This window comes from Paraburkholderia sediminicola (assembly GCF_046026895.1).
Classification (GTDB): Bacteria; Pseudomonadota; Gammaproteobacteria; order Burkholderiales; family Burkholderiaceae; genus Paraburkholderia; species Paraburkholderia sediminicola_C.
Window position 1 is genome coordinate 19516 of record NZ_JAQQEU010000004.1, and the last position, 12602, is coordinate 32117.

Annotated in this window: 12 protein-coding genes; all 12 read left to right on the forward strand. The window is 63.6% G+C overall.

Annotation, left to right across the window (positions count from 1 at the left end; all coding sequences use genetic code 11):
* Positions 1–58 precede the first annotated feature (58 nt).
* The 12 genes from PQR02_RS04115 to cysM all read left to right on the forward strand — a co-directional run bounded on the left by PQR02_RS04115 (position 59) and on the right by cysM (position 12543).
* Positions 59–1000, forward strand: coding sequence for a prephenate dehydrogenase (locus PQR02_RS04115; RefSeq protein WP_408226378.1), 942 nt, complete (start codon positions 59–61; stop codon positions 998–1000).
* A 19-nt stretch (positions 1001–1019) separates the two neighbouring features.
* Positions 1020–2324 carry a 3-phosphoshikimate 1-carboxyvinyltransferase gene (aroA, locus tag PQR02_RS04120; protein ID WP_408225880.1) on the forward strand — a complete coding sequence of 435 codons (1305 nt, stop codon included), beginning with the start codon at positions 1020–1022 and terminating at the stop codon, positions 2322–2324.
* A 35-nt stretch (positions 2325–2359) separates the two neighbouring features.
* Complete coding sequence (gene cmk, locus PQR02_RS04125) at positions 2360–3046, forward strand: (d)CMP kinase (protein WP_408225883.1); 687 nt, start codon at positions 2360–2362, stop codon at positions 3044–3046.
* A gap of 165 nt (positions 3047–3211) precedes the next feature.
* Complete coding sequence (gene rpsA, locus PQR02_RS04130) at positions 3212–4945, forward strand: 30S ribosomal protein S1 (protein WP_042321879.1); 1734 nt, start codon at positions 3212–3214, stop codon at positions 4943–4945.
* A gap of 21 nt (positions 4946–4966) precedes the next feature.
* Positions 4967–5290: an integration host factor subunit beta gene (locus PQR02_RS04135; RefSeq protein ID WP_007180889.1), complete on the forward strand. Its 324-nt coding sequence runs from the start codon at positions 4967–4969 to the stop codon at positions 5288–5290.
* A gap of 389 nt (positions 5291–5679) precedes the next feature.
* Positions 5680–5973, forward strand: coding sequence for a LapA family protein (locus PQR02_RS04140; protein WP_091800094.1), 294 nt, complete (start codon positions 5680–5682; stop codon positions 5971–5973).
* Positions 5974–6042: 69 nt separating this feature from the next.
* Positions 6043–7218 carry a lipopolysaccharide assembly protein LapB gene (lapB, locus tag PQR02_RS04145; RefSeq protein ID WP_408225887.1) on the forward strand — a complete coding sequence of 392 codons (1176 nt, stop codon included), beginning with the start codon at positions 6043–6045 and terminating at the stop codon, positions 7216–7218.
* A 141-nt stretch (positions 7219–7359) separates the two neighbouring features.
* A complete protein-coding gene (locus PQR02_RS04150) occupies positions 7360–8763 on the forward strand; it encodes a UDP-glucose dehydrogenase family protein (protein WP_408225890.1) in 1404 nt (467 codons plus the stop codon).
* The gene (rfaE1, locus tag PQR02_RS04155) at positions 8729–9736 is read left to right on the forward strand and encodes a D-glycero-beta-D-manno-heptose-7-phosphate kinase (RefSeq protein ID WP_408225893.1); all 1008 of its coding nucleotides are present in this window, start codon (positions 8729–8731) and stop codon (positions 9734–9736) included. Before PQR02_RS04150 ends, rfaE1 begins: the two co-directional genes overlap by 35 nt.
* A gap of 152 nt (positions 9737–9888) precedes the next feature.
* Complete coding sequence (gene rfaD, locus PQR02_RS04160; protein ID WP_408225896.1) at positions 9889–10881, forward strand: ADP-glyceromanno-heptose 6-epimerase; 993 nt, start codon at positions 9889–9891, stop codon at positions 10879–10881.
* 77 nt (positions 10882–10958) lie between these two features.
* Positions 10959–11324: a ComEA family DNA-binding protein gene (locus PQR02_RS04165; protein ID WP_408225899.1), complete on the forward strand. Its 366-nt coding sequence runs from the start codon at positions 10959–10961 to the stop codon at positions 11322–11324.
* Positions 11325–11640: 316 nt separating this feature from the next.
* Positions 11641–12543: a cysteine synthase CysM gene (gene cysM / locus PQR02_RS04170; protein WP_149673619.1), complete on the forward strand. Its 903-nt coding sequence runs from the start codon at positions 11641–11643 to the stop codon at positions 12541–12543.
* Positions 12544–12602: the final 59 nt, after the last annotated feature.

The window sequence follows — 12602 nt, forward strand, 5'->3', positions numbered from 1 at the left end:
ATCCTTGACCCGCGCGCCTGATCGGCAACTCATCGGCATGACTGGCGCGCCTTTTTCTGTGACCGACGTGGCCGCGTTCTCTTTTAACAAGCTGGTGATTTTCGGTGTCGGCCTGATCGGCGGATCGCTCGCGCGCGCGTTGCGCGAGCGGGGCGAGGTCGAGGGCGCGCGCAAGGTGATCGGCGTCGGGCGGTCGCCCGCGTCGAGCGCGCGGGCGCAGGCCTTAGGCGTGATCGACGGCGCCGCCGCGTTGAACGACGACACCGCGCTGCGTGAAGCGCTGCGCGGCGCGGACTTCGTGTTGCTGGCGGCGCCCGTCGCGCAGACGCAGCCGCTCCTGGAGCGCATCGCGCCGTACCTCGACACTGCCACGATCGTCACCGATGCGGGCAGCACCAAGTCGGACGTAGTCGGCGCGGCTCGTGCGGCGCTCGGCGCACGCATCGGCCAGTTCGTGCCGGGGCATCCGATTGCCGGTCGCGAGTCGAGCGGCGTGGATGCCGCGTTGCCCGACCTGTATGTGAGCCGCAATGTCGTGCTGTGCCCGCTGTCGGAGAATGCGCCGGAGGCGGTCGAGCGGGTCGCGGCGATGTGGCGGGCCACCGGCGCCCTCGTGCGCGAGATGACGCCCGAGCAGCACGACCGCGTGTTCGCGTCGGTCAGCCATTTGCCGCACGTGCTGTCGTTCGCGCTGGTCGAGCAGATTCTCAATTCACCCGACGCCGCATTGAAATTCTCGTTTGCGGCGGGGGGCTTTCGCGACTTCACGCGCATCGCCGCGTCGAGCCCGGAAATGTGGCGCGACGTGTGCGTTGCCAACCGTGCCGCGCTGCTTGACGAACTCGACGCGTACACGGACGTGCTTGCGCGCCTGCGCAGCGCGATCGAAGCCGCCGACGGCGCCGCGCTCGAAGCCGTCTTCGCACGCTCGCGGCTCGCGCTCACCGAATGGCAGGAACAGCGCGCGGCCGGGCTTGCCCGGAGCGACGCGCCGAAATAACCGGAAACTGGACTCAATCATGGAATTCCTCGATCTCGGACCGTATTCCCGTGCGTCCGGCACGGTTCGTCTGCCTGGCTCGAAGAGCATCTCGAACCGGGTGTTGCTGCTCGCGGCCCTCGCCGAAGGCGAAACGACGATCACCAACCTGCTCGACTCCGACGACACCCGCGTGATGCTCGACGCGCTGGAAAAGCTCGGCGTGCGTCTGAAGCGCAATGGCGACACCTGCGTCGTGACGGGCACGCGCGGCGCGTTCACCGCACGCCACGCCGACCTGTTCCTCGGCAATGCGGGCACGGCGGTGCGTCCTCTGACCGCGGCGCTGGCCGTGAACGGCGGCGACTACCGGATCCACGGCGTGCCGCGCATGCACGAACGGCCGATCGGCGATCTGGTCGACGGCTTGCGCCAGATCGGCGCGAAGATCGACTACGAAGAGAATGAAGGCTATCCGCCGCTGCGGATCCGCCCGGCGCAGATTGGCGCCGACGCGCCGATCCGTGTGCGCGGCGACGTATCGAGCCAGTTCCTGACCTCCTTGCTGATGACACTGCCGCTCGTGCGCACTGAAAGCGGCGTGAGCACCGTGCTTGTGGACGGCGAGTTGATCTCGAAACCGTACATCGAGATCACGATCAAGCTGATGGCGCGCTTTGGCATCGAGGTCGAACGCCACGGCTGGCATCAGTTCGTCGTGCCGGCGGGCCAGCGCTACCAGTCGCCGGGCACGATCATGGTAGAGGGCGATGCGTCGTCCGCGTCGTATTTCCTCGCGGCCGGCGCGCTCGGCGGCGGCCCGCTGAGAGTGGAAGGCGTGGGTCGCGCGAGCATCCAGGGCGACGTCGGCTTCGCCGATGCGCTGATCAAGATGGGCGCGAATCTGCAGATGGGCGACGACTGGATCGAAGTGCGCGGCGTCGGCCACGACAGCGGCAAGCTCGAGCCCATCGACATGGACTTCAACCTGATCCCCGATGCCGCGATGACGATCGCCGTCGCCGCGCTGTTCGCGGACGGCGCCACCACGCTTCGCAACATCGCCAGTTGGCGCGTGAAGGAAACCGACCGGATCGCCGCGATGGCGACCGAGCTGCGCAAGGTCGGCGCGAAGGTGCGGGAGGGCGAGGACTTCCTCGTCGTCACGCCGCCTCAAAAGCTGATTCCGAACGCCGCGATCGACACCTACGACGACCACCGGATGGCGATGTGCTTCTCGCTGGTCAGTCTCGGCGGCGTGCCGATCCGGATCAACGACCCGAAGTGCGTCGGCAAGACATTTCCTGATTATTTCGAGCGCTTTACCGCGCTTGCTCAACCCTGATTCGACCCCGGATCGACTGACGTGCGACTTTTTCGATGAAACCGACCCGTCCCTTTCACCAGACGCCCGTCATTACGATCGACGGCCCGAGTGCCTCCGGCAAAGGCACCGTGGCCGCGCTGGTTGCCGCGAGCCTCGGCTTTCACCTGCTGGATAGCGGCGCGCTGTACCGGCTGGCCGCGCTGGCCAGCCTGCGTTACGGCGTCGCGGCGGATGACGCCGACGCCCTTGTCAAACTGATCGACGACCTGCACATCACGTTTCGTGAGGGGCTGGCGCAGCTCGACGGCGTCGACGTGTCGGCGGAAATTCGCGCCGAGGAAGTCGGCAGCCGGGCCTCGGCGATCGCGGTGCATGCGCCCGTGCGAGCCGCGCTGGTCGCGCGTCAGCGGGCTTTTCGCAAGGAGCCGGGGCTGGTCGCCGACGGTCGCGATATGGGCACCGTGATCTTCCAGGACGCCGTGCTGAAGGTGTTCATGACCGCCAGCGTCGAGGCCCGCGCGGCGCGCCGGTATAAGCAATTGATCCAAAAAGGATTTTCTGCTAATATAGATGACTTGCTCCGGGATTTGCGTGAGCGCGACGCGCGTGACAGTCAGCGCGCAGCCGCGCCACTCAAGCCTGCAACGGATGCAAAGCTGCTAGACACCTCCGCCTTGTCGGTCGACCAGGCGGTCGAGCAAGTGGTGCAATGGTACGAAGCTTTAGTCCCGCCTGCCTGATGAAACTACGAGTTGCGCATCAGTGCCGGGAGCAGTAGAAATCTCGTTGTCGGTAGGTGCTTCACGATGGTCGTGGAGCGTTGTTTTAACCCTTTAACCCCGCGTGGCACTCGCATTCCTGGCCCTTATTGCTGACCGTTCGGCCAGCCGGGCACCGCGAGAACCATGCAAATTTTGATTTTTATGTCCGACCTGCAAACCTCTACCCCGAATACCGAATCTTTTGCGGCTCTGTTCGAAGAGTCGCTGACCAAGCAAGACATGCGCGCTGGCGAAGTGATCTCCGCCGAAGTCGTGCGTGTCGACCACAACTTCGTGGTCGTCAACGCTGGTCTCAAGTCCGAAGCCTACATCCCGCTCGAAGAGTTCCTGAACGACGCGGGCGAGGTAGAAGTGCAGGCGGGCGACTTCGTTTCCGTCGCGATCGACGCGCTGGAAAATGGCTATGGCGACACGATCCTGTCGCGCGACAAGGCGAAGCGTCTGGCTTCGTGGCTGTCGCTGGAAAAGGCTCTCGACAACAACGAACTCGTGACCGGGACGATCACGGGCAAGGTCAAGGGCGGCATGACCGTGATGGTCAACGGTATCCGCGCATTCCTGCCGGGTTCGCTGGTCGACACGCGTCCGGTCAAGGACACTACCCCGTACGAAGGCAAGACGCTGGAATTCCGCGTCATCAAGCTCGACCGCAAGCGTAACAACGTCGTGCTGTCGCGCCGTGCCGTGATCGAAGCGACCCAGGGCGAAGAGCGCGCAAAGCTGCTCGAAACGCTGAAAGAAGGCGCGATCGTGGAAGGCGTGGTGAAGAACATCACCGACTACGGCGCGTTCGTGGACCTCGGCGGTATCGACGGCCTGCTGCACATCACCGACATCGCATGGCGTCGTGTGCGTCACCCGAGCGAAGTGCTGTCGGTTGGCCAGGAAGTCACCGCGAAGATCCTCAAGTTCGATCAAGAGAAGAACCGCGTTTCGCTGGGCATCAAGCAGCTGGGCGACGATCCGTGGGAAGGCATCTCGCGCCGTTACCCGTCGGGCACGCGCCTGTTCGGTAAGGTCACCAACATCACCGACTATGGCGCATTCGTCGAAGTAGAATCGGGCATCGAAGGCCTCGTCCACGTGTCGGAAATGGACTGGACCAACAAGAACGTTGCACCGTCGAAGGTTGTTCAGCTGGGCGACGAAGTCGAAGTCATGGTTCTCGAAATCGACGAAGACCGCCGCCGTATCAGCCTCGGCATGAAGCAGTGCAAGCCGAACCCGTGGGACGACTTCAGCCGCAACTTCAAGAAGGGCGACAAGCTGCAAGGCGCAATCAAGTCGATCACCGACTTCGGCGTCTTCATCGGTCTGCCGGGCGGCATCGACGGTCTGGTTCACCTGTCGGACCTGTCGTGGAGCGAAACGGGCGAAGAAGCAGTTCGCAAGTACAAGAAGGGCGACGAAGTGGAAGCGATCGTTCTCGGCATCGACGTCGAGAAGGAACGCATTTCGCTGGGTATCAAGCAGCTCGAAGGCGACCCGTTCAGCAACTTCGTTGCAATGAACGACAAGGGTTCGATCGTCGACGGCGTGGTCAAGACGGTGGACGCGAAGGGTGCAGTGGTGCAGCTGTCGGCTGAAGTCGAAGGGTACCTGCGCGCTTCGGAGATCGCACAAGACCGCGTGGAAGATGCTCGCAACGTGCTGAAGGAAGGCGACAAGGTCAACGCGATGATCATCAACATCGATCGCAAGTCGCGCGGCATCAACCTGTCGATCAAGGCCAAGGATTCGGCTGAGCAACAGGAAGCCATCCGCGGTCTGGCTTCGTCGGATTCGAGCTCGGCTGCTACCGGCACGACGAACCTCGGCGCGCTGTTGAAGGCCAAGCTCGACGGCCAGAACCAGTAAGCCTGAGAGGTCTGCTGCAGTATGACCAAATCGGAATTGGTCGCCCAGCTGGCTACGCGATTTCCGCAGCTTGTACTCAAAGATGCGGATTTCGCGGTGAAGACGATGCTTGATGCGATGTCGGAGGCGCTTGCCAACGGTCATCGCATCGAAATTCGCGGCTTCGGCAGCTTCGGCCTCAACCGCCGTCCCTCCCGCGTCGGACGCAATCCGAAGTCGGGCGAGAAGGTGTTGGTACCTGAGAAGTACGTACCGCACTTCAAGCCGGGCAAGGAATTGCGTGAGCGGGTGGATCGCCGCGCGGGCGAGCCGTTGAAGGCCGAAGAGCCGGATGACGATCTGTAAATGCCCCGCTGTGCGTTTTGCAGCGTGGCATTGGTAGCGTCAGCGGCCAAAGCCAGTCGGCAAAAGACCAGAAAAAGCGCCTTCGGGCGCTTTTTTTTCGTCCGTACTTTTCGCGCTGCATGCTCGTGGCTGATTTGACGTGCTGAGTCACCTTGCCGAGTCGCGCAGGGGTGCCAACCGTGCCGCAAGTCGCCCTTTCCGGCAGTGGACATCTGCCCACGCAGCCCTTTGCAGCAGCAAGCTAAACCTCGTGTAAGTCCGCAATCCGCCACTTCCTGCCCAGCCGCGAGGGCTTCAATTACAATACGGGTCACTTCGGCGCGGGCAACACCGTGGCGCGACGCGTCATCAAGCCGGCGTCACCCCGCAACTGCCGTCAAGAGACTTCTATGAAATTTATCGTCTGGTTGATCCGTGTGCTGGTGTTCGTTCTGCTGCTGGTGCTGGCGCTCTCCAACACACAACCTGCTACGCTGAATTTCCTCGCCGGCTATGCGTGGTCGGCGCCTTTGATCCTGATCGGCCTCGCGTTCTTCGTAGTGGGGCTGCTGGCTGGCCTGGTGTCGTCGATGCCGGCCATGGTGCGCTTGCGCATGGAAAATGGCCGGCTCAAGCGCGAGTTGCGCGTCGCACGCGAAACGCCGGTGGTGGTCGAACAGCCGCCCATGCCGCCGCTGATCTGAGTTTTCTTCCGCCGCGCGGCTTAGGCGCGGCGCTCCGTTCCCGCTTTCCCGCACATTTGCATTAATCGCATGGATCTAGACTTCTGGTGGCTGCTTGTCATACCCGTCGCTTTTGCGTTCGGCTGGATGGCTGCGCGCTACGACCTCAAGACGCTGCTGTCCGAAAGCGCGAACCTGCCGCGCTCGTATTTTCGCGGCCTGAACTTCCTGCTCAACGAGCAGCCGGACCAGGCGATCGACGCGTTCATCGAAGTAGTCAAGCTCGACCCTGAAACGGTCGAACTGCATTTCGCGCTGGGCAATCTGTTCCGCCGGCGCGGCGAAACGGACCGCGCGATTCGCGTGCATCAGAACCTGTTGAGCCGCGCCGATCTGCCGGTCAGCGAACGCGATCACGCGCTCTACGAACTGGGTCAGGACTTCCTGAAAGCAGGCCTGCTCGACCGCGCCGAGGAAACTTTCCGTTCGCTCGAAACGGGCGACTACGCGTTGGGCGCGCAACGGGCGCTGCTCACCATCTACGAAATCGAGAAGGATTGGGTCAAATCGATCGACATCGCGCGCCATCTGGAAACGATGGGCGCCGCATCGCTCGACAAGGAAATCGCGCAGTTCCATTGCGAACTCGCACAGGAAGCGCTCCAGCAGAACAACCCGGACGAGGCGCGCCGGCAGCTCGGCTTTGCGCTGAAGGCGAACCCGACCAACGTGCGCGCGACGATCCTGTTCGGCGACGTCGACGCGGCCGGCGGCGCGCAGGAAGCAGCCATCGCGCAGTGGCGGCGCGTCGAGGAACAGAACCCGGCCTATCTGCCGCTGGTGGCGGAGAAGGTGATGAAGGCTTACGAGGCGATCGGCCGTCCACAGGACGGCGCCGACCTGCTCACCGCGTGGGTCGATCGCCATCCGAGCAACGATCTGCTGGACGTCGCATATCAGCACGTCGCGTCGCTGCGCGGAACCGATGCGGCGCACGCGCTCGCGCGCGCACAGATGCAGAAGTCGCCGAATCTGGCGGGCATGACGCGCCTGCTCGAGGCGCAGCAAGCTGTCGCGGAAGAGCCGCGGCGCAGCGAGCTGGAACTGATGCGCACGCTGATCCGTCAGCGCACCAAAAATCTGCCGCGCTATACGTGCCAGAATTGCGGTTTCAGGGCACGGCTGTTCTATTGGCAATGCCCGGGCTGCAGCGGGTGGGAAACTTATGCGCCGCGTCGCGTCGAACCGATTGCGGCGCCGAACTGACGCTGCCTTGGCCGCCGCTTCGGCTGTGCGGCCATGGCGCCGCGCAGGTGTTGCTAATGCTTGCGCGGGCGGATGTCGCCGCGAGTTCGTCGCCGGCCTCATGACCGGCAATCATCACCGGAACCCTCTACCGGAAAACGTATGAAAATCACCATTATCGGCACTGGCTATGTCGGCCTCGTCACTGGCGCGTGTCTCGCTGAGATCGGCAATGACGTTTTCTGCCTCGACGTCGATCCGCGCAAGATCGAGATCCTCAACAACGGCGGTGTGCCGATTCACGAGCCGGGCTTGCAGGAGATCATCGCCCGCACGCGCGCGGCCGGGCGCATCACGTTTTCGACCGATATCGATGCGAGCGTCGCCCACGGCGACGTGCAGTTCATCGCGGTCGGCACGCCGCCCGACGAAGACGGCTCGGCCGATCTTCAATACGTGCTTGAAGCGGCCCGCAACATCGGCCGCACGATGAACGGCTTCAAGGTGATCGTCGATAAATCGACCGTGCCGGTCGGCACCGCGCAGCGAGTACGCGCGGTGATCGAAGAAGAGCTGGCCAAACGCGGGCTCGCGAATAGCGCGCAGCACCGCTTTTCGGTGGTCTCCAACCCGGAGTTTCTGAAAGAAGGCGCGGCCGTCGACGACTTCATGCGGCCCGATCGCATCGTGCTGGGCGTCGACGAGGACGAAGCCGGCCAGCGCGCGCGCGAGCTGATGAAGCGTCTGTACGCGCCGTTCAACCGTAATCACGAACGCACGCTGTACATGGACGTGCGCTCGGCCGAGTTCACCAAATACGCCGCCAACGCGATGCTCGCCACGCGCATCTCGTTCATGAACGAGATGTCGAACCTGGCGGACCGGGTCGGCGCGGACATCGAAGCGGTGCGTCGCGGCATCGGCTCCGACCCGCGGATCGGCTACCACTTCCTGTATGCCGGTTGCGGCTACGGCGGCTCGTGCTTCCCGAAGGACGTGCAGGCGCTGATCCGCAGCGCAAGCGAGAGCGGCCACAATCTGCGCATTCTCGAAGCGGTCGAGGAAGTGAACTACAAGCAGAAGGACGTGCTGGTGAACAAGATCACGGCCACGCTCGGCGACGATCTGAGCGGCCGCACGTTTGCCGTCTGGGGCCTCGCGTTCAAGCCGAATACCGACGACATGCGCGAGGCGCCGAGCCGTCGCGTGATTGCCGAACTGCTGGCGCGTGGCGCCCAGGTGCGCGCGTACGATCCGGTCGCGGTAGCGGAAGCGCATCGCGTGTTCGCGATGGATCTGCACGCGGCGCCCGAGCAGCTCGCGCGTTTGACCTTCACCGGCACGCAGGATGAAACGCTCACCGGCGCCGATGCGCTCGTGATCGTGACCGAATGGAAAGAATTCAAGAGTCCGGATTTCGTGCATCTGAAATCGGTGCTGAAGTCACCGCTGATTTTCGACGGCCGGAATCTGTACGAACCGGACGCGATGACCGAACTCGGCATCGACTATCACTCGATTGGACGCCCTTATGCCCAACCCTCTGAACTTCCGGCCGATGCCTGAGACCATGCCGGGCGCGCCCGCGCCCACGCCGGCGCCGAAGCTCACGATTGTGCCGCGCGCCCAGCTCGGCGCGGCGCGTGTGCTGGTGGTCGGTGACGTGATGCTCGACCGCTACTGGTTCGGCGACGTCAACCGCATCTCGCCGGAAGCGCCGGTCCCGGTGGTGCATGTGCAGCGTCAGGAAGACCGCCTCGGCGGCGCGGCCAACGTCGCGCGCAACGCGGTCGCGCTCGGCGCGCAGGCCGGTCTGTTATGCGTGGTCGGCCATGACGAACCCGGCGAGCGCCTCGTCCAGTTGCTGGGCGAAAGCGGCGTGACGCCGCATCTCGAACGCGACCCGGCGCTGCTCACCACGATCAAGCTGCGCGTACTGTCGCGCCAGCAGCAGCTGCTGCGGGTCGATTTCGAAAACTCGCCGGCGCACGAAGTGCTGCTCGCGGGTCTCGCGCGTTTCGACGAGTTGCTGCCGTTGCACGACGTGATCCTGATGTCCGACTATGCGAAGGGCGGCCTGACCCACGTCACGCAGATGATCGCGAAAGCACACGCGGCCGGCAAGCCGGTGCTGGTCGATCCGAAGGGCGACGACTGGGAGCGCTATCGCGGCGCGACGCTGATCACGCCGAATCGCGCCGAGTTGCGCGAGGTCGTCGGTCAATGGAAATCCGAAGAGGATCTGCTCGTGCGCGTGACGAAACTGCGCGCCGAGCTGGCGTTCAAGGCGCTCCTGCTGACGCGCTCGGAAGAGGGCATGACGCTGTTCTCCGACGACGGCGTCCTGCACGCTTCGGCCGTTGCACGCGAAGTGTATGATGTCTCGGGTGCAGGCGACACCGTGATCGCCACGCTCGCCGCCATGCTGGGCGCGGGTCTGACGCTGGTCGACGCGGTCGGCCTCGCGAATCGCGCGGCCGGCATCGTGGTCGGCAAACTCGGCACCGCCACCGTCGACTACGACGAACTCTTTCTTTGATGCGGCCCGCGCAATCCCCTTGTGTGCGCCTTCAGGCTGCCTGACCAGGGGATTCGCGGGGCATCAGTTGAACCCATGCAAAGCTGTCGAGTGGAGTTAGCGCTTTAGCGCTTACCCCGGTCCCATGCAAAGCTCATTACCGCAGGCTCATCATGACCCTCATCGTCACCGGCGCGGCCGGTTTCATCGGCAGCAATCTCGTGAAGGCGCTCAACGAGCGCGGCGAAGAACGCATCGTCGCCGTCGACAATCTCACGCGCGCCGACAAGTTCAAGAATCTGGTCGACTGCGAAATCGATGACTATCTCGACAAGACCGAATTCGTCGAGCGCTTCAAGCGCGGCGACTTCGGCAAGGTGCGCGCGATCTTCCACGAAGGCGCCTGCTCGGACACGATGGAAACCGACGGCCGCTACATGATGGACAACAACTTCCGCTACAGCCGCGACGTGCTCGATGTCTGCCTCGCGCAGAACATCCAGTTCCTGTACGCGTCGTCGGCGGCCACGTATGGCGGGTCGAGCCGTTTCGTCGAAGAGCGCGAAGTCGAGCAGCCGCTGAACGTGTACGGCTATTCGAAGTTCCTGTTCGATCAGGTGATCCGCCGCGTGCTGCCCACCGCGAAGAGTCAGATTGCGGGCTTCCGTTACTTCAACGTGTACGGGCCGCGCGAAACGCACAAGGCGCGCATGGCGTCGGTTGCGTTCCACAACTTCAACCAGTTCCGCGCCGAAGGCAAGGTCAAGCTGTTCGGCGAATACAACGGCTACGCGGCCGGCGAGCAGACGCGCGATTTCGTGTCGGTCGAAGACGTGGTGAAGGTCAACCTGTTCTTCTTCGACAACCCGGACAAGTCCGGCATCTTCAATCTGGGCAGCGGCCGCGCGCAGCCGTTCAACGACATCGCGAGCACGGTGGTCAACACGTTGCGCGCGCTGAACCACCAGCCGGCGCTGTCGCTCGCGGATCAGGTGCAGCGCGGGCTGATCGAATACATTCCGTTTCCCGACGCGCTGCGCGGCAAATACCAGTGCTTCACGCAAGCCGACCAGTCGAAGCTGCGCGCGGCCGGCTACGACGCGCCGTTTTTGAGCGTGCAGGAAGGTGTCGATCGCTACGTACGTTGGCTATTCGGCCAGGTGTAATTAATTCGGATCCCTCTTTAAACTGGAATCTCCCGGTTGGTGATGGTCGCCAGCCGGTAGTACGAGGGAGATTCCATATGTTTCGAAAAACTCTGGTTACCGCGGCCATGCTCGCCGCTTTCGGCCACGCGTATGCGGCGGTTGACGTCAACACGGCTAACGAGGATGCGCTGCGCGGCATCAAGGGCATCGGCGCGGCCAAAGCGAAAGCCATTCTCGACGAGCGTGCAGCGCATGGCCCGTTCAAGGACCCGGCCGATCTCGGCAAACGCGTCAAAGGCATGGGCGGGCATACCGTCGAGCGCCTGCAGGCGGAGGGTCTCGCTGTCGGTCCGGCTGGCGCGGCTGCTAACACGCAGGTTGCGGCGGCTACACAGGGCAAAGGCGCGGCCGCTCCGGCCGACGCGTCCAAAAGCAATCCCACAGTGGCGGTGAAGAAATAGCCGGACGCGGGCCGGGCGCGCGGGGCCCCCTACCGCGCGCGCGGTCCGCGACCGTCGTCCCGTTCATGGTCGGAGTGGCAAGAACACTCCTTCAGCTGTCATGCAGATGACTGGCTCCCGCGGTTCTCAGCCGCGGGCTTTTTGCGTGGTGAATTCCGTGGCCGTACAACGGGGTTCACGCGTCAGGCCGGCGTCGAACGCGAAGTCCGATGCCCGCTGGACCCATGCGGGGAGAAGGGCCGCACGGCAGCCGTGCACCTGGTAGTTTAGAATCGATGGATTGCAGACTCCACGCATCGACAGCACCAGAACCGATATGGCTTACAAAACGATTGAAGATACGATCGGCAATACGCCGCTCGTGCAACTCGTCCGGCTCCCCGACGACGAGATCCGCAGCCGCAACAACGTGATTCTTGCGAAGCTCGAAGGGAATAATCCCGCGGGGTCGGTGAAGGATCGCCCGGCTTTGTCGATGATCAAGAAAGCGGAAGCGCGCGGACGTATCAAGCCAGGCGACACGCTGATCGAATCCACCAGCGGCAACACCGGCATCGCGCTGGCAATGGCGGCTGCGATCCGTGGCTACAAGATGGTGCTGATCATGCCGGAGGATTTGTCAGTGGAGCGCCGTCAGAGCATGGCGGCGTATGGCGCGCAGATCATTCTGACGCCCGTCACCGGCGGCATGGAGTACGCGCGCGATCTGGCCGAGCAGATGCAGCGCGAGGGCAAGGGCATCATCCTCGATCAGTTCGCGAATCCGGACAATCCGGCTTCGCACCTCGAAGGCACGGGCCCGGAAATCTGGCGCGACACCGAAGGGCGCATCACGCACTTCGTGTCGTCGATGGGGACGACCGGCACGATCATGGGCGTGTCCACTTATCTGAAGACGCAGAATCAGGCGATCGAGATCATCGGTGCGCAACCCGAGGAAGGCTCGCGTATTCCGGGCATCCGCAAATGGCCGGAAGCCTATCTGCCAAAAATTTTCGATCGCAGCCGCGTGGATCGCGTCGAGAATGTGAGCCAGGCCGCCGCCGAAGCCATGGCGCGCCGCATGGCATCGGTCGAAGGCATCTTCGCCGGCATCTCGTCGGGCGGCGCGTGTGAAGTGGCGCTGCGTGTCGCGCGCCAGGTGGAGAATGCGACGATCGTGTTCATCGTCTGCGATCGCGGTGACCGGTATTTGTCGACCGGGGTGTTTCCCGCCTGACGCCTCATGGTGCAAAGCCGCAACGCTCGGCAACGCAAGGCCAAAGAAAAAGCGCCGGC